The organism is Arthrobacter sp. JDC6 (assembly GCF_056484025.1).
Map to the genome: position 1 here is coordinate 2,217,953 of NZ_CM151278.1, position 21,903 is coordinate 2,239,855.

Below are 21,903 nucleotides of genomic sequence, written 5' to 3' on the forward strand. Positions count from 1 at the left end.
TATGAGTTTCAATGACAACGTGCAGCTTGATCCTTCCCAGGTCCAGGACCGTAGGGGCATGGGCACCGGCGTGAAAATCGGCGGCGGAATCGGCGGCGGCCTGGTGCTGCTCGTTGCGCTCCTGCTGGGAATCAACCCGAACATGCTCGGCGGGCTGGTGGACAACGGTGCCGGCGGACAGTCCCAGGGCACGGCACCGGCCTGCACCACCGGAGCGGACGCCGATGCCCGCCTGGACTGCCGGATCACCGGCACGGTGAACAGCCTCAATGCGTTCTGGCCCGGCTACCTGAAGCAGTACAACGTGCAGTACCCCCGCCCGGAGGCCGTGATCTTCAGCGGCGGCACCAACACCGGGTGCGGGGCCGCAACCTCCGAAGTAGGGCCCTTCTACTGCCCCACGGACACTACCGCCTACTTTGATCCCGGTTTCTTCCAGGAACTCGTGGACCGGTTCGGTTCCTCAGGCGGACCTCTGGCCCAGGAATACGTAGTGGCGCACGAGTTCGGCCACCACGTCCAGAACCTGCTGGGCGATCTGCAGCGGGCGCAGCAGGACCCGCAGGGACCGGAGTCCGGTTCCGTCCGTACGGAACTGCAGGCGGATTGCTATGCAGGCCTGTGGGCCAAGTACGCATCCACCACGCCGGACCCGTCCACCGGGCAGCCCTACCTGGAACCGCTCACCCAGCAGGACGTCAACGACGCGTTGTCGGCGGCCGCATCAGTGGGCGATGACCGGATCCAGAAGGCAGCCACCGGACGTGTCTCCCCCGAAGGCTGGACACACGGCTCCAGTGAGGAACGCCAGCGGTGGTTCAGCCGGGGCTACCAGACCGGCGACATCAAGCAGTGCGACACCTTCAGCGCCGCCACCCTCTAACCTCAATGGAACGGGGTACGACGACGGCCGGTCACCTTTCGCGGGAAAGGTGACCGGCCGTCGTCGTACTTTTTTCTAGATGTTGAAGCCGAGGGCCCTCATCTGGTCCTTGCCGTCATCGGTGATCCGCTCGGGACCCCAAGGCGGCATCCAGACCCAGTTGAGGCGCCAGTCGTCAACGACGCCGTCCAGGGCCTGGCCCACCTGCTCCTCTAGCACGTCGGTGAGCGGGCAGGCTGCGGTGGTGAGCGTCATGTCGATCAGGAGCGCACCGTCGTCATCGGAGTACTTCAGGCCGTACAGGAGGCCCAGGTCCACCACGTTGACGCCAAGCTCAGGGTCGATGACGTCCTTGAGCGCCTCTTCGACGTCCTCCAGGGCCGTGCGGCCCGGCTTGATTTCGGTCATGACAAGTCCTTACTAGGCCTGTGCTGCGGCGGCAGCCGCGATGGTGGCTGCGCCGGCGCCCTTGGCGTAACGGTCGTAGCCTTCTTCCTCGAGGCGGTCGGCCAGCTCGGGGCCGCCCTCCTCGACAACCTGTCCGTCCACGAACACGTGTACGAAGTCAGGCTTGATGTAGCGCAGGATGCGGGTGTAGTGCGTGATGAGCAGCGTGCCCATGTTTCCCTCGGAGTGCGCACGGTTGACGCCCTCGGACACAATTTTGAGCGCGTCCACGTCCAGGCCGGAGTCGGTCTCGTCCAGGACGGCGAACTTGGGCTTGAAGAGCTCCAGCTGCAGGATCTCCACGCGCTTCTTTTCGCCGCCGGAGAAGCCTTCGTTGACGTTGCGCTGGGCGAAGTCGGCGTCGATGCGCAGCTTCTCCATGGCGGCCTTGACGTCCTTGGTCCAGGTGCGCAGGGCGGGCGCCTGGCCGTCGATGGCGGTCTTGGCGGTGCGCAGGAAGTTGGTCATGGTGACGCCCGGAACCTCCACCGGGTACTGCATGGCCAGGAAGACGCCGGCGCGGGCGCGCTCGTCAACACTCATGGCCAGCACGTCTTCGCCGTCCAGCGTGATGGTGCCACGGGTGACGGTGTAACGGGGGTGCCCTGCAATGGTGGACGCGAGGGTGGACTTGCCCGAGCCGTTGGGGCCCATGATGGCGTGCGTCTCGCCGGTCCTGATGGTCAGGCTGACGCCCTTCAGGATCTCCTTGGTGCCCTGTTCCGTCTCAATGCTGACGTGCAGGTCCTTGATCTCAAGAGTTGACATGCTCTTCTTTCTTTTCGCTCGTAAGTCTGGTGCTGCGGGCGCTCAGTAGTTGTCTACTGCTGCGCCGTTCAAAACGTTGGTGACGTCCACGTAGACGTCGTCCCCGTCGAGTTCGACGGCGAAGACCGGCACGGGATCGTAGGCGGGGAGCTGGAGCGGCTGGCCGCTGCGCAGGTCGAACTGGGAACCATGCCCCCAGCACTCGATGGCGCAGCCTTCCACGTCGCCTTCGGACAGGGAAATGTCCGCGTGCGAGCAGGTGTCACCGATGGCGTGGATGTCCCCCATCGAGTCCCGGACCACGGCTACGGGGTAGCCGTCCACCAGGATGCGCAGCGCCTGCTTGACCTGGATGTCATTGGCGCTGCACACCAGCTCACCCTTGGGTTTGCCGCTCATACGTTCCTGCCTGCCTGTCTCTAGTAGTCGATTGCCGCGAGTTCGCGTTCCACGGCATCGGTCAGGCGCTCTTCGAGGGCCGGGACCTTGATCTGCTGGATGATCTCGTTCAGGAAGCCGCGGACCACCAGGCGGCGGGCAACATCCTCGGGGATGCCGCGGGCCATCAGGTAGAACAGGTGCTCGTCGTCGAACCGGCCGGTGGCGCTGGCGTGGCCGGCACCCTCGATCAGGCCGGTCTCGATCTCGAGGTTGGGCACGGAGTCCGCGCGGCAGCCGTCAGTCAGGACCAGGTTCTGGTTCTTCTCGTAGGAGTCGGTGCCCTCGGCCTGCTTCTGGATCAGCACGTCGCCAACCCAGACCGTGTGCGCACCCTTGCCCTGCAGCGCGCCCTTGTAGAGGACGTTGGACTTGCAGTTGGCCACGTTGTGGTCCACGAAGGAACGGTGCTCCAGGTGCTGGCCTGCATCGGCGTAGTAAAGGCCCAGGAGCTGTGTCTCGGCGCCTTCCCCGGCGAAGCGGACGTTGGAGTTCAGGCGCACGATCTTGCCGCCAAGAGTTACGGCAATGTGCTTGTACACGGCGTCCTTGGCAACCTCGGCGTCATGCTGTGCCAGGTGCTTGGCGTCGTCCCCCCAGAGCTGCAGGGAAACCACCGTGAGGTGGGCGCCTTCGCGAACCAGGACCTCAACGTTGCCGTTGTGGTCTGAGGTGCCGTCGTGCTCGATGATCACGACGGAGCGGCTGTTGACTCCGGCTTCGATCACCACGTGGGAGTTGGTCCGGCGGCCTGCGCCGTTGCCGGTCAGGACCAGGCGCACCGGCTCGTCCAACTCGGCGTTCGCCGGGATGGAGATGAGCTGGGCGTCGCCGGCGTTCGCGGAAGCCACGACGGCGGCACGGTCGGCGGGGACGAGGGTGGCGCCACGGGGGGCCTCACCTGCGCGGAGGGTCCGCTGGACCACGGCTGCAGGTGCCTCGACCGTAACGCCAAGGGCGCCGGCCTCCGACGGGGTATCGGACAGCAGGTTGGCCAGTTCACGCACCGGGGTGAAGCGCCATTCCTCTTCCCGGCCGTTGGGCAGGGCGAAATCGGCCACGTCATGGCTGGTGAGCCGCTCGGCGCGGGAGGCCATGACCTGTGTGCCGTGGCTGTGGTGGCGGTCCACCTTGGAGGCGACGAGGTGCTCGCCCTCCTCGGTGAAACCGGCGATCGACGGTGCGCCGACGCGCGCCTTTTCGGTAGTTGCTTCGGCAGTCATTAACCGACGGATCCTTCCATCTGGAGTTCGATGAGGCGGTTCAGCTCGAGGGCGTATTCCATGGGCAGTTCGCGGGCGATCGGCTCAATGAAGCCGCGCACGATCATGGCCATGGCCTCGTCCTCGGGCATGCCGCGGGACATGAGGTAGAACAGCTGTTCCTCGCTGACGCGGGAAACGGTGGCCTCGTGTCCCAGCTGGACATCGTCCTCGCGGATGTCGATGTACGGGTAGGTGTCAGACCGGGAAATGGTGTCCACCAGGAGGGCGTCGCAGCGCACGGTGTTGGCCGAGTGCTTGGCTCCTTCCCGGATCTGGACCAGGCCGCGGTAGGCGGCGCGGCCGCCACCACGGGCAACGGACTTGGAGATGATCGAGCTCTTGGTGTTCGGCGCAATGTGCACCATCTTGGAGCCGGTGTCCTGGTGCTGGCCTTCGCCGGCGAAGGCGATGGACAGGGTCTCGCCCTTGGCCCCTTCGCCTACGAGGTACACGGCCGGGTACTTCATGGTGACCTTGGAGCCGATGTTTCCATCGATCCATTCCATGGTGGCGCCTGCTTCGCAGATGGCACGTTTGGTCACCAGGTTGTAGACGTTGTTCGACCAGTTCTGGATGGTGGTGTACCGGACGCGGGCGCCCTTCTTGACGATGATCTCCACGACGGCGGAGTGCAGCGAGTCCGAGGTGTAGATCGGCGCTGTGCAGCCTTCGATGTAGTGGACGTAGGAGTCCTCGTCGGCGATGATCAGCGTGCGTTCGAACTGGCCCATGTTTTCCGTGTTGATGCGGAAGTAGGCCTGCAGGGGGATCTCCACGTGGACGCCCTTGGGGACGTACACGAACGAGCCGCCGGACCAGACGGAGGTGTTCAGCGAGGCGAACTTGTTGTCGCCTACCGGGATGACGGTGCCGAAGTACTCCTGGAAGATCTCCGGGTGTTCCTTCAGCGCGGTGTCGGTGTCCAGGAAGATGACACCCTGCCGCTCAAGGTCCTCCCGCAGCTGGTGGTAAACAACCTCAGACTCGTACTGGGCGGCAACACCCGAAACAAGGCGCTGCTTTTCGGCCTCGGGGATGCCCAGCTTGTCGTACGTGTTCTTGATGTCCTCGGGCAGGTCTTCCCAGGTGGCAGCCTGCTTCTCGGTGGAGCGCACGAAGTACTTGATGTTGTCGAAGTCGATGCCGGAGAGGTCCGCGCCCCAGGTGGGCATGGGCTTGCGATCGAAATACTTCAGGCCCTTCAGGCGCAGGTCGAGCATCCATTCCGGCTCGCTCTTCTTCGCCGAAATGTCCCGGACTACCTCTTCGTTGAGCCCACGGCGGGCGTTGGCGCCGACATCGTTCTTGTCAGCCCAGCCGTACTCGTAGTTGCCGATGCCGTGGAGCTCGGGATTCTTTTCCAGAATCTCCGAGATCACAGTGTTTTCGGCGACTGCTTTCTCTGATAGTTGGTCCGTCATCACGGCCTTTCTTGCTGATGGTTGATTACTTCGTCCAGGCTGGCGGGGGCTGCCGCCGGCACCGTGGCCGGTTTGGCAGGCAGCCTGCCTGTAGGAATATGTGTGGTGCAGACGTGGCCGCCGCGGGCCAGCGTGGAGAGGCGGCGGACGTCAACGCCCACCAGCCTTGAAAAGACTTCGGTCTCGACGTCGCAGAACACCGGGAAGCGGGCGGCGAGCTGCTGGATGGGGCAGTGGCCCTGGCAGAGCTGCACGCTGGAAAGCGCCGCGGGCAGCGGTGCCTTTGCCTCGATGGACGCAGCGGAGGCCACGAAGTTGTCGCGGGTCAGCGCCGCTGCGAGTGCGGTGGCGCGGTCCCGGATGTCCGGGCCGGCCTGCTCGATTTCGGGTGCGTAGCGCCGCTCCATGTCCGCAAAGCGCTCCTCGGCGAAGGCGCGCACCGCGTCCGGGCCTGCCATCTTTTGCAGCTGCTGGAGCGCAAGGGCGGCGATGTCCAGGTAGTCGTTGCCCAGGCTGGACTGGCCCTGTGAACTGAGGACGTAGCGGCGGGCCGGACGGCCGGCACCCGCGCCGGGCTTGGCCACCCGCTTGACCTCGATGACGCCCGCACGCGAGAGGTGGTCCAGGTGGCGCCGGACGGCGGCCGGGGTGAATCCCAGCATGTCGCCCAGTTCGGCCGCGCTGACGGGCCCGTGCTCCAGGACGGCAGCGAGGACCCGGTCCCGGGTGCGCTCGTCGGCATCAGCCACAGGCCCGGGCGCAGGCACGGCAGTAGCGTTGGTCATGGAATACACAACACAATCATGTCGTAATTTAGTCCCGCACTCCAGTAAGGGCAGGCTGACCTATGCCAGGCAGCTGCACAGGCCCGGGGGACGGTGCTAAATACTACATCCCGTAGAATACTGTGGTGCGATCCCCCCAGTCCCCCGTTCTGTCCATCCATGGGCTCATCAAGGACGTCGGCCCCCTTTCCAGCCTGGACGGAAAGATGCTCAGGGTTGTCAGCGGCGTTTCACTCGTTGCCGAGCGCGGACAGGTAACCGCCCTCCTCGGCGCCAACGGTGCCGGAAAAACCACCACCCTCGAATGCGCCCAGGGCCTGCAAAAGCGCAGTGGCGGCACCATCTCGCTGCTGGGCCAGGACCCGGCGGCGGCAGGCGCTGACCTCCGGTCCCGCGTCGGCGTGATGCTGCAGGACGGCGGCCTCCCGCCGTCGGCCCGGCCCCTGCCGCTGCTGCGGCACATCGCCGGGCTGTACGCCCGCCCGTGGCCGCTGGAAGACCTGGTGGGCAGGCTGGGCATCGACTCCTTCAGCCGGACCAGCGTGCGCAGGCTGTCCGGCGGCCAGAAACAGCGCCTGGCACTCGCCGCCGCCCTGGTGGGCAGGCCCGAAGTATTGTTCCTGGACGAGCCCAGCGCCGGACTGGACCCGCAGTCCCGGCAGCTGGTGTTCGACCTGATCGCCGAGTTGCGTGACAGTGGGATGGGGATCATCCTCACCACCCACCTGATGGACGACGCCCAGCGCCTGGCGGACTACGTGTACATCATCGACGGCGGCCGCAACGTTGCCGAAGGGACCGTGCGGGAACTGCTGCAGCGCAGCCCCGTTGCGGACCAGGACGGCGGGCACATCCGGACGCTGGTGTTCGAAGCCCCGCCCGGGCTGGACCTGGCAGCCGCTTTGCCGGATGACGTGGACGTTTCCGAACCCCGTGCCGGCAGCTACACCATCACCGGCGCCCTGACGCCCCGGCACCTCTCCGCCCTGGCCCGGTGGTGGGAGGCGAAGGGAATCATGCCCGCCTCAATGAGCCTTCAGGCGCGTAGCCTTGAAGACGTCTTTTTGGATATCTCGGGAAAGGACATCCGATGAGCACCGCAGCAATGCAGGAGGCCCAGCAGCCGGCGCCCCTGCTGCGCCGGGTCCTGCTGCAGGGCAAGTACGAGGCACTGACAATGCTGCGGAACGGCGAGCAGCTGATCCTGGCAGTGGTGCTGCCCCTGCTGGCACTTGTGGGCCTGACGGTCACCCCGTTCCTGGACGGAATGGGATCCAGCCGCATCAACGTGGCCGTTCCCGGAATCCTGGCCCTGTGTGCGATGTCCACGGCCTTCACCGGCCAGGGCATCGCCACCGGCTTCGACCGCCGCTACGGCGTACTCCGGTTCCTGTCCACCACCCCCTTGGGCCGCGGCGGCCTGATTGCCGGCAAAGTCCTGTCGGTCCTGGCCGTTCTGTGCCTCCAGGTGGTGGTGGTTGGCGTGGTTGCCCTGGCCCTGGGATGGCAGCCGACGGCGGCGGGCTGGCTCCCGGGGCTGGCGCTGCTCGCGCTGGGCGCGGCGGCTTTCACCGCGCTGGGGCTGCTGGTGGCCGGGACAGTCCGGCCGGAAGCCACGCTGGCCATCACCAACCTGCTGTGGATCCTCCTCGGCGCCATGGGCGGCATCGTCATCCCCGCGGGGCGACTGCCTGCCGCCGCGCAGGCAGTCGTGCACTTCCTGCCCTCCGGCGCCCTGGGCGAATCGATGCGGGCCGCCTTCCTGGACGGGGCCGTGAACGGCGGCGCCGCCCTCATCCTGCTGCTCTGGACGGTCATCGCCGGCGCCGCAGCCATCCGTTGGTTCAAGTGGAATTGAGATAACCGTGTCCACGGCTTCACGCCTCCCCCAGCTCGCCGGCCGCCTGGCCTCGCGGCTCCCACGCACCGTGGACGTCCGCATCCGCCGCCTCGCCGTCGCCTCCCTGATCGGCCAGACGCTTCTGGTGGTCACCGGCGGCGCCGTCCGCCTCACCGCATCGGGCCTTGGCTGCCCCACCTGGCCCCGCTGCACCTCCGACTCCCTGGTAAACACTCCGGAGATGGGCATCCATGGCTTCATCGAGTTCGGCAACCGGCTCCTGACGTTCGCGCTGGCCGCCGTCGCCGCCCTGATGCTGGTGTACCTGTGGAACCTCCGGAAGGAGCGCAAGGACCTCTTCCTCCTGGCACTGGGCCTGCTGGCCAGCATCCCCGCCCAGGCCGTGATCGGCGGCGTCACCGTGCTGACCAACCTCAACCCGTGGGTGGTGGGCCTGCACTTCCTGGTCTCCATGGCGCTGGTGGTCTTCGCCACCCTGCTGGTCAACCGTGCCTTCGGGCGGACCGGCCGCTTCCTTGCCACCCGGCCCGCCGCCCTGCCCGCACCCCTGCGCCCGGTGACGGCCGCCGTCGCGCTTTTCTCCGCCGTCGCCGTGATGCTCGGCGTGGTGGTCACGGGGGCCGGCCCGCATGCCGGTGACGCCGATGCTCCCCGCAACGACCTGGACTGGGATTTGTTCTCCCACATCCATGCCGTGCCCGCGTACCTGGTGACTGCCGGGACTGTAGTGGCCCTGGTCCTGGTCATCAGGCGCCGCATTACGGGCCCCTTCCGGACGGCCGTCCTGGCCCTCCTTGGCGTCACCGTGCTCCAGGCGGTGATCGGGTTTACGCAGTACTACAACGGTATTCCGGCGCTGCTGGTAGCGGCCCACATGCTCGGCGCGGCCCTGCTGATGGCGGCATCGACCAACGCCTGGGACATCGCCCGTTCCAGTGCCGTGGACTCATCCAGGGCAGCGAAGTAGGCGCCCGCCCACCCGTACAGCGCGCAGGCGCCCCGGCCCGGGATGGGGCCGGGGCGCCTGCGTTTACCGCCTTTGTATGTTTCGCCGCCTTGCAGGCGTCCCGGGAAATTACCGTTCAGCGAAGGCGTTGATCCGAAGCCCGGACCCGCCGGCCGGGTCAAGGTTCCGGATCCCCGAGGCGGTGATCTGCAGGACCTGCGCGGTGGCAATGTCGTAGAAGAGGCCCGTTGCCTGCACCTTTCCCTCCACCAGCGCCGGGCCCGTCACCGGGTGGTCCTGCAGCTTGGCCAGTTGCACGGCCACGTTGACCATCGCCAGTTGGTCCACCCGGGCGTAACCCGCCGCCGCCGCCTGCCGGCCCACCGGATGCCCTGCCAGCAGCTCCGTGTAGCTGGGCCGGGCGTGGTCCAGCCACTGTCCGAATGCCGGACCAAGCGAACTGTTGTCTTCGCCGCCGGCCTCTGCGAGCAGCGCCTTCATGGCGCCGCAGTTGGAGTGCCCGCAGATGGCGACCGACTGCACTCCCAGGCCGTTGACGGCAAAGGACAGGGCAGAATCCGTTGAGGCGTCCTGGCCATTGCCGCACACCACGTTGCCGATGTTCCGCAGCGTGAGCAGGTCCCCCGGGCCGCTGCTGGTGATCAGGTTCGGATTGACGCGCGAATCGATGCAGCCCACGAACAGGCTGTCCGGGTTCTGTCCTTCCGTCAGGTCATGCACCAGCGGACGGACCTGGTGCGCAAACCGGCGGTGGTATTTGTTGACGCCCTGCAACAACGGCTCCTTCCTTGGCGGAAGGGGCAACTCGGTGGCTTCCTCGCGCCGGGGAGCCTGGTGGGCGGCGTCCCGGAACACCGTGTTGCCGTGCTCCTCGAGGTTCACCGTGCCGCCGGCGGCCTGGTGCTGGAGCTGCCAGGCCAACAGGGCTTCCCGGAAGGAATGGTCAACATAGTCGGCGTTGAGCTCCACCACCACGTCCGCGCCGGCGGGCACCGACTGCAGGACGCCGTTGAGCTTTGGCAGCGCGAAGAAGCTGCATGATCCCGCGATGGTCACCCGCCAGGGCGACGGCGGTGCGGCGGGACGGTGCGCCTGGATGGGGGCCCGCAGGACACGCCACAGCACACTGGCAGCGGCGAGGGCCAGGCCGATCATGACTCCTTCCAACAAGTTCAGGAACACCACGCAGATGAGGGTAACCGCGTAAATGATGAGGTCTCCCGTGCGCAGGCTGGTCCGGATGTCCGCCACCTTGATCAGCCGCGCGCCGATAACCACCAGCAGGCCGGCCAGGACGGCCAGCGGGATCAGCTGGATCAACCCGGCAAAGAGGGCAGAGAAAGCCAGGACCCAGACACCGTGCAGCACTGCGGATGTCCGGGAAGCCGCTCCCGCTTCCACATTCGTGGCGCTGCGGACAATGACGCCCGTCACGGGCAGGCCGCCCAGGGACCCGGAAACGATGTTTGCGGTGCCCTGCCCGATGAGCTCCCTGTTCAGGTTGGTCCGCGGACCGGTCTGCATCTTGTCCACGGCCACGGCCGACAGGAGGGACTCGATGCTGGCGATGAGGGCCATGGTCAAGATGGCAAAAGCGAACGCGCGCCAGTTGCTGTCCGGAAGCTGCGGCAGGGCGATGGCATCGAAAATGGAGCCATCAAGGGAGATGCGCTCAACACCGGGGGCAAAGGCCACGGCCAGTGCGGTTCCTGCCGCGACGGCGGCCAGGGGGCCCGGAACACGCCGGACCGTGGCGGGCAGGAACTTCCAGCACAGCAGGATTGCCACGACGGCCAGTCCCAGCAGGGCCGCGTGCAGTTCCAGGTTGGTGATGACTGCCGGCAGTGCCGCAAGGTTCTCGAGGGCCGAGCCTGCCGGCCGGGATCCGAGAAGCACGTGGACCTGCTGCAGGATGATGGTGACACCGATGCCGGCGAGCATGGCTTTGACCACCACCGGTGAGACGGCCAGGGCGGCCCGGCCCACGCGACTGATGCCCAGCAGGAGCTGCACGGCGCCCGCGGCCGCGGTGATGGCGCAGGTCACCTGCCATCCGAACTCCTGGACCAGCCCGGCCACGACGACGGTCAGCCCGGCCGCGGGTCCGCTCACCTGCAGCGGTGAGCCGCCCAGGCTTCCGGCCACGATCCCGCCCACGGCTGCAGCGATGAGGCCTGCCATGACGGGGGCTCCCGACGCGGCTGCGATGCCGAGCGAGAGCGGGAGGGCCACGAGGAACACCACCAGGGATGCGGGTACGTCGGCGCCCAAATGGGCAGCAAACGGCGGGCGGCGGAAGGTGAAGCGGCCACGGCTTCCCCGGCCTCCCGGCGGGCTGTGGCTGGGGGCGGGAATTGTGGAGGGACGGACTTCCATGGATTTTTCCTTTGATCGAGGGAAGGGTCCACCCCACCGTAAGCAGCTGGTCATGATGGATGACACTTAAAGTGACCGATATGACAAAAATGTCATATCGGTTTCGATTCCGTGCACGCGCAGCCTGCGCGGGTTAACGCAAACGGCGGCCCCCACCACTCAGGTGGGGGCCGCCGATGGGCTTGGGCCGGGGATGTGCGTCGGCGATCTGCGCCCCGGGGCCTAGCCGGCCATGATTGCATGCCCGACGAACGGGTCCACCGCCAGCGCGATGAACAACAGCGTCAGGTAGCTGATGGAGCCATGGAAGACCTTCATGGCGCGCTTGTCCGGGATGTCCTCGCTGTGGGCGCGCGAATACAGGGCATGGGATTCATAAAGGAACCACGCGCCGGCCAGGACTGCGGTTACGGTGTAGACCCAACCGGCCCCACCCGCAGGAATCATCAGCAGGGAGCAGGCCACCATGGCCCAGGCGTACAGGACCACCTGGACGGACACCACCTTGGCGCCGGCGATGGCACCGAGCATGGGGACGTTGGCGTTCCGGTAGTCCTCGCCGTAACGCATGGACAGGGGCCAGTAGTGTGGCGGGGTCCACAGGAAGATCACCATGAACAGGACGACCGCCGGCCACTCAACAGAGTTGGTGACGGCAGCCCACGCGATCAGCACCGGGAAGCAGCCTGCTGCACCGCCCCAGACAATGTTCTGCGCCGTGCGCCGCTTGAGGATCATGGTGTAGATGACCACGTAGAAGAAGATGGCACCCAGCCCCAGCCAGGCGGAAAGCGGATTGGCTCCGAACCAGAGGATCACGATCGAGGCGGCACCCAGCAGCCAGGAAAAGACCAGCGCCTCGCGCGGGGTGACTTCACCGGTGACCAGCGGCCTGTTCTCCGTGCGGTGCATCAGCTTGTCGATGTCGCGGTCGATGTAACAGTTGAAGGCCCCGGCGCTGCCCGCAGCGAAGGCACCGCCCACCAGCGTGGCGAGGATCAGTCCGATGGATGGGAAGCCCCGCTGGGCGTAAATCATGGTGGGCAGGGTGCTGACCAGCAGCAGTTCGATCACGCGCGGCTTGGTGAGGGCGAGATACGCCTTGGCCTTACGGGCAAACCCGGCGCCGGAGGCCCGGGATGCGTTCAGCGGCGTATCTGTTGTGCTCACGGTGGCAGTCACCCGTTCTGTGTGGCAGTTGAGGCTGGCAGTGCAGCTCCGGTCGTGCGGCCCGGACCCGGGCACGGCAAGAAGGGAGGAAATGCTTCAGGTGCGTGCAACAGTCGGGAAACCCCGGACGGCGATAGGGATGCACGCCCGGCGTTGGCCTCCGAATATCATACCGCGCCGCGGGCGCTGTCCCGGCCCCGCCATATGCGCAGATGATTGCTCACGGGCCCATTCGAGCAGATTAACTCAACCCTTCGTGACGGTGATTCACAAAAGGGGAAATTGCGTCCAAAACGTGAGATTTGGGCCGCCCGCAGAATGGATAAGAGCTAAGCTGTCAACAGATCAGCACGCAGCAAGAAAGCGGTGGAAAACGCATTCCCGCTGCTGTCCGTGACTGAATGCAAGGATCAACGTTTCGATGGTGAACGGCTGGTACACACCGCAGCAGGCGCCACGCAGTGCGCCCTCAAACGGAACCGGTGTACAGCCGCCATCAGCACAGAGAGGGGCCCGGTTTTCGTGCCACATTTGGAAGAGCAAGAACTGTCATGGACCAGCTTGGACCAGCGCGCCGTGGACACCATCCGCGTCCTGGCCGCCGATGCCGTAGAGAAGGTGGGCAACGGCCACCCCGGAACCGCCATGAGCCTGGCCCCCGCCGCTTACCTTCTTTTCCAGAAGCTGATGCGCCATGACCCGCGCGATCCGCAGTGGCTGGGCCGCGACCGGTTCGTCCTGTCCCCCGGCCACACCTCGCTGACCCTTTACATCCAGCTGTTCCTCTCCGGCTACGGCCTGGAACTGAAGGACCTGGAGGCGCTTCGCACGTGGGGTTCGCTGACCCCGGGACACCCGGAGTACAAGCACACCGCCGGCGTGGAGATCACTACCGGACCGCTGGGCCAGGGCCTGGCCTCCTCGGTTGGCTTCGCCTACTCCCAGCGCCGCCAGCGCGGCCTGTTCGATGCTGATGCCCCCGCCGGCGAATCGCCGTTCGACCACACCATCTGGGTCATTGCGTCCGACGGCGACCTCCAGGAAGGCGTCACGGCCGAGGCTTCCTCGCTCGCCGGCCACCAGGAACTCGGCAATCTCGTGGTCATCTACGACGAGAACCACATCTCCATCGAGGACGATACCGACATCGCCTTCACCGAAGATGTCCTGAAGCGCTATGAAGCCTACGGCTGGCACACCCAGCGGGTGGACTGGACCAAGACGGGCGAATACAAGGAAGATGTGCAGGAGCTGTACTCGGCCCTGCTCGCAGCGAAGGCTGAGACCTCCAAGCCCTCCATCATCTCCCTGCGCACCATCATCGGCTACCCGGCGCCCAAGAAGCAGAACACCGGCAAGATCCACGGCTCCGCCCTCGGCGCCGAGGAAGTCGCAGCGCTGAAGGAAGTCCTGGGCTTCGACCCGTCCAAGTCCTTCGATGTGGACCAGGAAGTCCTGGCCCACGCCCGCTCCGTAGTGGACCGTGGCGCCGCCGCCCGCAAGGAATGGGAAGAGTCCTTCAATGCCTGGCAGGCAGCCAACCCTGAAGGCGCGGCTCTGCTGCAGCGCATCGAGGCCAGGGAACTCCCCGAAGGCGTGGACGCTGCCCTTCCGGTCTTCCCGGCAGGCAAGGACGTTTCCACCCGCGCAGCATCGGGCAAGGTACTGAACGCGCTGGGCCCGGTACTGCCCGAACTCTGGGGCGGCTCCGCCGACCTCGCCGAGTCCAACAACACCACCATCGAGGGCTCGCCGTCCTTCGTGCCGGCCTCCAAGCAGACCGGTGCCTGGTCCGGCAACCCCTACGGCCGCGTGCTGCACTTCGGCATCCGCGAGCACGCTGCTGCCTCGATCGTGAACGGCATCAGCCTGGCGGGCAACACCCGCGCCTTCTCCGGCACCTTCCTGATCTTCAGCGACTACCAGCGCCCCGCCATCCGGCTCGGCGCGCTCATGGGTGTTCCGTCGCTGTACGTCTGGACCCACGACTCCATCGGCCTGGGCGAAGACGGCCCCACCCACCAGCCGGTGGAACAGCTCGCCTCGCTGCGTGCCATCGTTGGCCTGGACGTGGTCCGCCCCGGCGACGCCAACGAAGTGGCAGCTGCGTGGAAGACCATGCTCGAAAACCACAGCAACCCTGCCGGCATCGTCCTGACCCGCCAGAACATCCCCACTTGGGAACGTGGCGCGGGCGACGCCGACGGCGACACGTTCGCTTCCACCGCAGGTGTTGCAAAGGGCGGCTACGTCCTGGCCGAGGCCTCGAAGGACGGCGCCACGGTTCCGGCCGACGTGATCCTGATCGGCACCGGCTCCGAGGTCCAGTTGGCCGTCCAGGCGCGCGAAGCCCTCCAGGCCGAAGGCATCGCAGCCCGGGTTGTCTCCATGCCGTGCGTCGAGTGGTTCAAGAAGCAGGACGCCGCCTACCGCGAATCCGTCCTGCCCGCCGCCGTCAAGGCACGCGTTTCGGTGGAAGCAGGACTGGCCCTGGGCTGGCGGGAATTCGTCGGCGACGCCGGCCGTTCCGTGAGCCTTGAGCACTACGGCGCTTCCGCGGACTACAAGCGCCTCTTCCAGGAGTTCGGCATCACGGCAGAAGCAGTGGCTGCCGCAGCCAAGGACTCCATCTCCAGCCTCCAGGCCTGAAACCCTCATCTTTTAGGAGATACAAGAAATGACTACTCCCACCCAGCAGCTCTCCGACGCCGGAGTCTCCATCTGGCTCGACGACCTTTCCCGCGGACGCCTGCAGACCGGCACCCTCCGCAAGCTCATTGAAGAGAAGAACGTGGTCGGCGTGACCACCAACCCGTCCATCTTCCACGCAGCCATCACGTCCGGCACCGACTACGACCACATCATTGCCGGCAAGGCTGCAGAAGGCGCCAGCGTGGAGGACACGATCTTCGAGATCACCACCACCGACGTTGCTGATGCCTGCGACCTGTTTGCACCCGTGGCTGCTGCCACCAAGGGCGTTGACGGCCGCGTCTCCATCGAAGTCGACCCGCGCCTTGCCTGGGACACCGCAGGGACCATCGCCGAGGCCAAGCACCTCTCGCAGCGAGTCAACAAGGACAACGTCCTGATCAAGATCCCGGCAACCATCGAGGGCCTTGAAGCCATCACGGCAACACTGGCCGAGGGCATCAGCGTCAACGTGACCCTTATCTTCTCGCTGGAGCGGTACCGCGCGGTCATCAATGCATTCCAGTCCGGCCTGGAACAGGCCAAAGAGAACGGCCACGACCTTTCGAAGATCCACTCCGTTGCCTCGTTCTTCGTCTCCCGCGTGGACACGGAAATCGACAAGCGCCTCGACAAGATCGGCACCGACGAGGCAAAAGCCCTCAAGGGCAAGGCCGGCGTGGCCAACGCCCGCCTGGCCTACCAGGTCTACGAAGAGCTCTTCGCCACCGAACGGTGGGCGCTGCTGGCCGACGCCGGGGCTCTCCCCCAGCGCCCCCTGTGGGCTTCCACCGGTGTGAAGGATCCTGCTTACCCGGACACCCTCTACGTCACCGAACTCGTGGCCCGCGGCGTGGTGAACACCATGCCGGAAAAGACGCTGGATGCCACCTTCGACCACGGCGTGGTTACCGGTGACACCATCACCGGCACCTACGCCGAAGCAAACGCAACCCTCGACGCCCTTGAAAAGCTCGGGGTCTCCTACAACGACGTCGTGGCACTCCTTGAAACCGAAGGCCTGGACAAGTTCGTGGCCAGCTGGAAGGAACTGCTGGCCGACGTCGAAGGTGCCCTGGCCTCTGCACGGAAGGCTTCCTAACACCTATGAGCACTCTCAGCTTCGACGCCACCGGCGCTGCTCAGCACGCGCTTGAACAGCACCTTCCCGCCCTGGTGGAGGACCGGGTCGCCACGCGGATCTTCGCCAAGGACCACACCCTGTGGGGTCCCGACGCCGAATCGGAGTCGGCAATCCGCCTTGGGTGGGTGGAGGCGGCAACAGTCTCACAGCCTTTGGTCAAGGACATCCTGGAACTCCGCGACGCCCTGCGCGCGGAGGGAGTGAGCAGGATCGTGCTCTGCGGCATGGGCGGATCCTCGCTGGCCCCTGAGGTCATCGCGGGCACCGCCGGCGTCGAGCTGACAGTGCTGGACAGCACGGACCCGGACCAGGTCCGGGCTGCCCTGGCGGACCGGCTGGGCCAGACCGCAATCGTGGTCTCGTCCAAGTCCGGCTCCACCCTGGAGACCGACTCGCAGCGCCGGATTTTCGAGCATGCCTTCACCGAGGCCGGCGTGGACGCCAAGAGCCGGATCATCATCGTGACGGACCCGGGATCGCCGCTGGACAAGGCCTCCCGTGAAGCCGGCTACCGCGCCGTCTTCAACGCCGACCCCAACGTGGGCGGCCGCTACTCCGCGCTGACAGCGTTCGGCCTGGTTCCTTCCGGCCTGGCCGGCGTGGACATCCAGGCATTCCTGGACGAAGCCGAGGAAGCTGCCGAGATCCTCAACGACGACGCCCCTGAAAACATCGGGTTGGCACTGGGCGCCGCGCTGGGCGGAACCAGCCCGCTGCGGAACAAGGTCGTCATCGCCGAGGACGGCTCCGGCATCGTTGGCTTCGCGGACTGGGCTGAGCAGCTCATCGCCGAGTCCACGGGCAAGCTGGGAACCGGGATCCTGCCGGTCGTCGCGGGGCCGCAGGCCCCGGAGGTAACCTCCGGTGCCCCCGACGTCCTGGTGGTGCGGCTCGTCGCCGCGGATGCCGACGTCGAACCCGGTGACAACCAGGTGGCCATTGCCGGCGGCCTTGCCACCCAGATGATGGTGTGGGAGTTCGCCACCGCCGTTGCGGGGCGCCTGCTGGGGATCAACCCCTTCGACCAGCCCGACGTTGAGGCCGCCAAGGTGGCAGCGCGTGGGCTGCTGGACGCCCAGCCGGAGCCCACGCCTGCGGCATTCGTCGACGGCGCCATTGAGGTGCGCGGCGGGGACTGGCTCGGAAACGCCGCCACGGCGGAGGGCGCCGTCAAGGCCCTGCTGGGCACCCTGGCCGCGGACAGCTACCTGAGCGTCCAGGCGTACTTCGATCGGCTGGCGTTCGCCGGGCTGGAGGGTATCCGGGACGAACTTGCCGCCGCGACCGGCCGTCCGGTGACGTTCGGCTGGGGTCCGCGCTTCCTGCACTCCACCGGCCAGTTCCACAAGGGCGGTCCCGCCATTGGCGTGTTCCTCCAGGTCACCGCCACCCCCGCCGAGGATCTGGGGATCCCGGACCGGCCCTTCAGCTTTGGCGAACTCATCGCCGCACAGGCAGCAGGCGACGCCCAGGTCCTGGGTGGGCACGGACGTCCCGTGCTCCGCCTCCACCTCACCGACCGTGCCGCCGGCGTGGCGCAGCTGCAGGACATCGTCGCTGCCCTGTCCACCCGCGCATCCGCTACCGAAAGCTAAGGCGCAGAAGCAACCATGCCAGAAACTGAATACGGCAGGAAGGGCGCGGGCCGCGGGCGTAATCCGTTGCGCGATCCGCGTGACCGCCGTTTGAACCGGATTGCCGGTCCGTCGTCGTTGGTGCTCTTTGGGGTCACGGGTGATTTGGCCCGGAAGAAGCTCATGCCTGCGGTGTATGACCTTGCCAACCGCGGGCTGTTGCCGCCGAGTTTCGCGCTGGTGGGTTTTGCCCGCCGGGAGTGGGACAAGGAAGATTTCGCCGCCGAGGTGAAGGCCTCGGTGCAGGCCCATGCGCGGACGCCGTTCGATGAGGCCGTGTGGAACCAGTTGTCCGAGGGCATCCGGTTTGTCCAGGGCGAGTTCGACGACGACGCGGCCTTTGAGCGCCTTGGTGAGACCATCAAGGAACTCGACGACGTCCGGGGCACCCGGGGGAACCACGCGTTCTACTTGTCGATCCCGCCCAAGGCGTTCGAGCAGGTCTGCCGGCAGCTCTCCAAGCACGGCCTGGCGCAGGCCGAGGGGGACAAATGGCGGCGCGTGGTGATCGAAAAGCCGTTCGGTCACGACCTGCAGTCGGCCAGGCAGTTGAACGACATCGTCGAATCGGTGTTCCCGCCGGACGCGGTGTTCCGGATTGACCATTACCTGGGCAAGGAAACGGTGCAGAACATCCTGGCGCTGCGTTTCGCGAACCAGTTGTTCGAGCCGTTGTGGAACGCCAACTACGTGGACCATGTCCAGATCACCATGGCCGAGGACATCGGCACCGGCGGCCGGGCAGGATATTACGACGGCGTGGGCGCGGCCCGCGACGTGATCCAGAACCACCTGCTGCAGCTGCTCGCTTTGACGGCGATGGAGGAGCCGATCTCCTTCAACGCCGATGACCTGCGGGCAGAGAAGGAAAAAGTCCTCGCCGCGGTCAAGCTCCCGGACGACCTGTCCACGCACTCGGCCCGCGGGCAGTTCACCGGCGGCTGGCAGGGCGGCGAGCAGGTCCAGGGCTACCTGGAGGAAGAAGGCATCCCCGCCGATTCCACCACCGAAACCTACGCCGCTGTCCGGGTGGACATCCACACCCGCCGCTGGTCCGGAGTGCCGTTCTACCTGCGGGCCGGCAAGCGCCTGGGCCGGCGCGTGACCGAAATCGCGGTGGTCTTCAAGCGCGCCCCGAACCTGTTGTTCCGTGACCACGGGGAGGATGACTTCGGGCAGAACGCCGTGGTGATCCGGGTCCAGCCCGATGAGGGCGTGACCATCCGGTTCGGTTCCAAGGTCCCGGGCACGCAAATGGAAGTCCGCGACGTGACCATGGACTTCGGCTACGGGCACTCGTTCACGGAGTCCTCGCCGGAGGCGTACGAGCGGCTGATCCTGGACGTGCTTCTGGGTGAGCCGCCGCTGTTCCCGAGGCATGAGGAAGTGGAGCTGTCCTGGAAGATCCTTGACCCGTTCGAGGAATACTGGGCGTCCCTGAGTGAGCAGCCCGAACCCTACGCCCCCGGTTCCTGGGGCCCCGCCTCGGCCGATGAGCTGCTGGCCCGTGACGGACGAACCTGGAGAAGGCCATGATCGTTAACCTGCCCGACACCACCACCTCGAAGGTGTCCAAGAAACTCATGGCCCTGCGCGAGCAGGGCGGCGTGATCGCGCTGGGCCGGGTCCTGACCCTGGTGGTCGTGACCAAGTCCGGGCTCGAGGAAGAAGCGATCGAGGCCGCGAACGACGCCAGCCGGGAACACCCCTGCCGGATCATCGTCCTCGCCGACGCCGGGAAGGACGCCGAAGACCGGCTCGACGCGCAGATCCGGGTGGGCGGGGACGCCGGCGCCTCGGAAGTGATCGTGCTGCGCGGCTACGGCCAACTGGCCCACGAGTCCGAGTCCCTGGTGGCCGCGCTGCTGCTCCCGGACGCCCCGATCGTGGCCTGGTGGCCGCACGGCGCCCCCGCGAACGCGTGCGAGACCTCCATCGGCGCGATCGCGCACCGCAGGATCACCGACTCCGCGAACGAACCCGACCCCCAGGCCGCACTGGAACGGATCCACCGCACCTACAAGGCCGGCGACACCGACCTCGCCTGGACCCGGCTGACCAACTGGCGGATCCAGCTCGCGGCAGCCCTGGACGAAGTGGACTCCTCACCGGTCACGGCCGTCGCGGTCGAAGGCGCCTCGGACTCACCCTCCACCATCCTGCTGGCAGCCTGGCTCACCCTGACCCTGGACGCACCCGTGACCATCGTCGCGGACCCGGCAGGGACCGGCATCCGCCGCGTCCGCCTCAGCCGCCCCGGCGGCGACGTCCAGCTCTTCCGCCCCGGACTTTCCGTCGCCGAACTCACCCAACCGGGACAGCCCGCCCAACGGATCTCCCTCCCACGCCGCAGCCTCCGCGACTGCCTCGCCGAAGAACTCCGCCGCCTCGACCCGGACGAAGTCTTCGGGGAAGTGATTACTATGGGACTGCCACGTACCAATCTAAGGAGCGTCCGACCCAGTGAGCGTTGACCCACGAGTAAGCATCCATCCAGATTCGTCCGTCCTCATGGCCGCCATCGCGGCCCGCCTGATCACCAAGCTCGTTGATGTGCAGGACAAGTACGGCGAAGCCACCGTGGTGCTCACCGGGGGAACCGTGGGGATCGGCACGCTGAAGGCGGTTGCGGACTCACCGGCAGCGCCCGCCGTCGACTGGTCCAAGGTCAACTTCTGGTGGGGCGACGAACGATTCGTCGGGTCTGCCGATCCTGAGCGGAATACCAGGCAGGCGTTCGACGCACTGCTGTCCCACATCCCCGTCGATCCGGACCGGGTGCACTCCCCTGGTTCTTCGGATGAGTTCGGCACTCCGGAGGAAGCCGCCGAGGACTACGCCCGCCAGCTGCGGGAAGCCGCAGCAGACGAACACGCGGCCGACATGTCCGACGACCGGCCGGAGGAGCCATCGTCGCTCCCCCGGCTGGACGTGGTGCTGCTCGGCGTGGGGCCCGACGCACACATCGCATCGCTGTTTCCGGAACAGGCCGGCATCCGCGAAAAGGAGCGCACGGTGGTGGGTGTCAGAAACTCCCCCAAGCCGCCGCCGCTGCGGATCTCGCTGACCCTTCCCGCCATCAATACGGCGGCGGAGGTTTGGATGGTTGTGGCCGGTGAGGACAAGGCAGGAGCTGTGGGGCTGGCGCTGGCAGGGGCGAACCCTGTGCAGGTACCGGCGTCCGGCCCCCGTGGAACGTCCCGAACCCTGTGGCTGATTGACGAGAATGCAGCCTCACGTGTCCCGCAGCAGTTGGTCCGGAAGGACGCCGCGGGCGCGTAGCTTTTCCAGCGCTCCGGCCAGGACGTCTTCGGCGTCCTGGGCGGAGCGCCGTTCTTTAACGTATTCCAGATGGCTCTTGTAGCCGTCGTCGAAAGGGTCGTCAGCAGCCGCGGCCCGTCCGTCCCTGGTGGCGGGTCCGCCACAACGCCTGCAGTCCCACGTCGCGGGAATCTGGTCCTCGGGCATCTTCAGGAACACGGGCTGCGTCTCATGCCCCCTGGCACACCAATAGGACACCCGGATACGGGGAAGAGGGCGCGGGGACGAGTCGTTGGACTGCAGGCTCGACCCGGACCCTGCAGTAACCCCGGCGCGGGTGCCCCGGAAGCCTGATGACGGATGGACCATTACGACTCCTGCCTCGAAGCGGACGCCGGGGACCTGCAGCTTAAACAAGACTGTGGCCACCGGGTGAACCGACAGCCACAGTCTAATTGGCAGGCCTACCGGGCGGCAGGGCCTAAAGGACCTTGTACAGCAGGGTCAGGAATCCCCGGTCCCGCTGAACCGCATGATCAGGCCAAGGGCGATGATCACCACGCCCCACGTCACGCCCAGGATGATGGTGAAGCGGTTGAGGTTCCGTTCTGCCACGCCTGAAGAGCTGAGGCCCGAGCTCATGCCGCCGCCGAACATGTCGGACAACCCGCCGCCGCGTCCCTTGTGCAGGAGGATCAGCAGCGTCAGCAGGAGGCTGGTGATGCCCAGGAGGATCTGCAGAATGACATGAAGAACGTCCACGACGGCCTTTCAGAAGTTGGGATTACGGGA

At 66.5% G+C, this 21,903-nt stretch carries 20 protein-coding genes; 10 read left to right on the top strand and 10 right to left on the bottom strand.

The genetic code is table 11. The features are described 5' to 3' along the window. Nucleotide 1 precedes the first annotated feature (1 nt). Complete coding sequence (gene ypfJ, locus ACV095_RS10375) at nucleotides 2-883, top strand: KPN_02809 family neutral zinc metallopeptidase (protein WP_134165354.1); 882 nt, start codon at nucleotides 2-4, stop codon at nucleotides 881-883. 75 nt (nucleotides 884-958) lie between these two features. Here the strand turns inward: ypfJ and ACV095_RS10380 are convergent, their stop codons facing one another. From ACV095_RS10380 to ACV095_RS10405, 6 genes are read right to left on the bottom strand one after another with little or no spacing between them, the layout of a single operon-like run. After that, entirely contained in the window at nucleotides 959-1,291 is a 333-nt protein-coding gene (locus ACV095_RS10380) for a metal-sulfur cluster assembly factor (RefSeq protein ID WP_018761278.1), read from the bottom strand. Nucleotides 1,292-1,303: 12 nt separating this feature from the next. Further along, nucleotides 1,304-2,098 carry a Fe-S cluster assembly ATPase SufC gene (sufC, locus tag ACV095_RS10385; protein WP_018772108.1) on the bottom strand — a complete coding sequence of 265 codons (795 nt, stop codon included), beginning with the start codon at nucleotides 2,096-2,098 and terminating at the stop codon, nucleotides 1,304-1,306. Between the two features lie 42 nt (nucleotides 2,099-2,140). Beyond that, nucleotides 2,141-2,497, bottom strand: coding sequence for a non-heme iron oxygenase ferredoxin subunit (locus ACV095_RS10390; protein WP_018772109.1), 357 nt, complete (start codon nucleotides 2,495-2,497; stop codon nucleotides 2,141-2,143). Nucleotides 2,498-2,517: 20 nt separating this feature from the next. Further along, on the bottom strand, nucleotides 2,518-3,759 hold the full coding sequence (gene sufD / locus ACV095_RS10395) for a Fe-S cluster assembly protein SufD (protein ID WP_018772110.1): 1,242 nt from the start codon (nucleotides 3,757-3,759) through the stop codon (nucleotides 2,518-2,520). After that, on the bottom strand, nucleotides 3,759-5,222 hold the full coding sequence (gene sufB / locus ACV095_RS10400; RefSeq protein WP_018772111.1) for a Fe-S cluster assembly protein SufB: 1,464 nt from the start codon (nucleotides 5,220-5,222) through the stop codon (nucleotides 3,759-3,761). Before sufB ends, sufD begins: the two co-directional genes overlap by 1 nt. After that, nucleotides 5,222-6,007: a helix-turn-helix transcriptional regulator gene (locus ACV095_RS10405; RefSeq protein ID WP_134165355.1), complete on the bottom strand. Its 786-nt coding sequence runs from the start codon at nucleotides 6,005-6,007 to the stop codon at nucleotides 5,222-5,224. The genes sufB and ACV095_RS10405 overlap by 1 nt, the downstream gene beginning before the upstream one ends. 125 nt (nucleotides 6,008-6,132) lie before the next feature. On the opposite strand from ACV095_RS10405, the gene ACV095_RS10410 reads away from it, so the two are divergent. From ACV095_RS10410 to ACV095_RS10420, 3 genes are read left to right on the top strand one after another with little or no spacing between them, the layout of a single operon-like run. After that, a complete protein-coding gene (locus tag ACV095_RS10410; RefSeq protein WP_478223393.1) occupies nucleotides 6,133-7,101 on the top strand; it encodes an ABC transporter ATP-binding protein in 969 nt (322 codons plus the stop codon). Then, complete coding sequence (locus tag ACV095_RS10415) at nucleotides 7,098-7,865, top strand: ABC transporter permease (protein ID WP_018772114.1); 768 nt, start codon at nucleotides 7,098-7,100, stop codon at nucleotides 7,863-7,865. Before ACV095_RS10410 ends, ACV095_RS10415 begins: the two co-directional genes overlap by 4 nt. 7 nt (nucleotides 7,866-7,872) lie before the next feature. Further along, nucleotides 7,873-8,835 (top strand): COX15/CtaA family protein, encoded by a 963-nt coding sequence (locus ACV095_RS10420; protein ID WP_018772115.1) that lies wholly within the window; start codon nucleotides 7,873-7,875, stop codon nucleotides 8,833-8,835. Between the two features lie 108 nt (nucleotides 8,836-8,943). On the opposite strand, the gene ACV095_RS10425 is transcribed toward ACV095_RS10420, so the two are convergent. Both ACV095_RS10425 and ACV095_RS10430 read right to left on the bottom strand, forming a co-directional pair. Beyond that, nucleotides 8,944-11,211, bottom strand: coding sequence for a SulP family inorganic anion transporter (locus ACV095_RS10425; protein ID WP_478223394.1), 2,268 nt, complete (start codon nucleotides 11,209-11,211; stop codon nucleotides 8,944-8,946). 222 nt (nucleotides 11,212-11,433) lie between these two features. Continuing rightward, nucleotides 11,434-12,393 (bottom strand): heme o synthase, encoded by a 960-nt coding sequence (locus ACV095_RS10430; RefSeq protein WP_018772117.1) that lies wholly within the window; start codon nucleotides 12,391-12,393, stop codon nucleotides 11,434-11,436. A 519-nt stretch (nucleotides 12,394-12,912) separates the two neighbouring features. Here ACV095_RS10430 and tkt point away from each other — a divergent pair. The 6 genes from tkt to pgl are packed head-to-tail and all read left to right on the top strand — an operon-like array spanning nucleotide 12,913 to nucleotide 21,132. After that, nucleotides 12,913-15,030, top strand: a complete 2,118-nt coding sequence (gene tkt, locus ACV095_RS10435; RefSeq protein WP_026266206.1) for a transketolase — start codon at nucleotides 12,913-12,915, stop codon at nucleotides 15,028-15,030. A gap of 28 nt (nucleotides 15,031-15,058) precedes the next feature. After that, nucleotides 15,059-16,174: a transaldolase gene (gene tal / locus ACV095_RS10440; RefSeq protein ID WP_018772119.1), complete on the top strand. Its 1,116-nt coding sequence runs from the start codon at nucleotides 15,059-15,061 to the stop codon at nucleotides 16,172-16,174. 5 nt (nucleotides 16,175-16,179) lie between these two features. Further along, nucleotides 16,180-17,811, top strand: coding sequence for a glucose-6-phosphate isomerase (locus ACV095_RS10445; RefSeq protein WP_268003117.1), 1,632 nt, complete (start codon nucleotides 16,180-16,182; stop codon nucleotides 17,809-17,811). Between the two features lie 15 nt (nucleotides 17,812-17,826). Beyond that, nucleotides 17,827-19,386 carry a glucose-6-phosphate dehydrogenase gene (gene zwf, locus ACV095_RS10450; RefSeq protein ID WP_026266207.1) on the top strand — a complete coding sequence of 520 codons (1,560 nt, stop codon included), beginning with the start codon at nucleotides 17,827-17,829 and terminating at the stop codon, nucleotides 19,384-19,386. After that, a complete protein-coding gene (locus ACV095_RS10455; protein ID WP_134165361.1) occupies nucleotides 19,383-20,324 on the top strand; it encodes a glucose-6-phosphate dehydrogenase assembly protein OpcA in 942 nt (313 codons plus the stop codon). Before zwf ends, ACV095_RS10455 begins: the two co-directional genes overlap by 4 nt. Before the next feature lie 37 nt (nucleotides 20,325-20,361). Further along, nucleotides 20,362-21,132, top strand: a complete 771-nt coding sequence (gene pgl, locus ACV095_RS10460; protein ID WP_263422505.1) for a 6-phosphogluconolactonase — start codon at nucleotides 20,362-20,364, stop codon at nucleotides 21,130-21,132. On the opposite strand, the gene ACV095_RS10465 is transcribed toward pgl, so the two are convergent. Together ACV095_RS10465 and secG are read right to left on the bottom strand one after the other, a co-directional pair. After that, nucleotides 21,085-21,480 carry an RNA polymerase-binding protein RbpA gene (locus tag ACV095_RS10465; RefSeq protein ID WP_026266190.1) on the bottom strand — a complete coding sequence of 132 codons (396 nt, stop codon included), beginning with the start codon at nucleotides 21,478-21,480 and terminating at the stop codon, nucleotides 21,085-21,087. The genes pgl and ACV095_RS10465 overlap by 48 nt on opposite strands. Before the next feature lie 135 nt (nucleotides 21,481-21,615). After that, nucleotides 21,616-21,873, bottom strand: coding sequence for a preprotein translocase subunit SecG (secG, locus tag ACV095_RS10470; RefSeq protein ID WP_018771976.1), 258 nt, complete (start codon nucleotides 21,871-21,873; stop codon nucleotides 21,616-21,618). Between the last annotated feature and the right edge of the window lie 30 nt (nucleotides 21,874-21,903).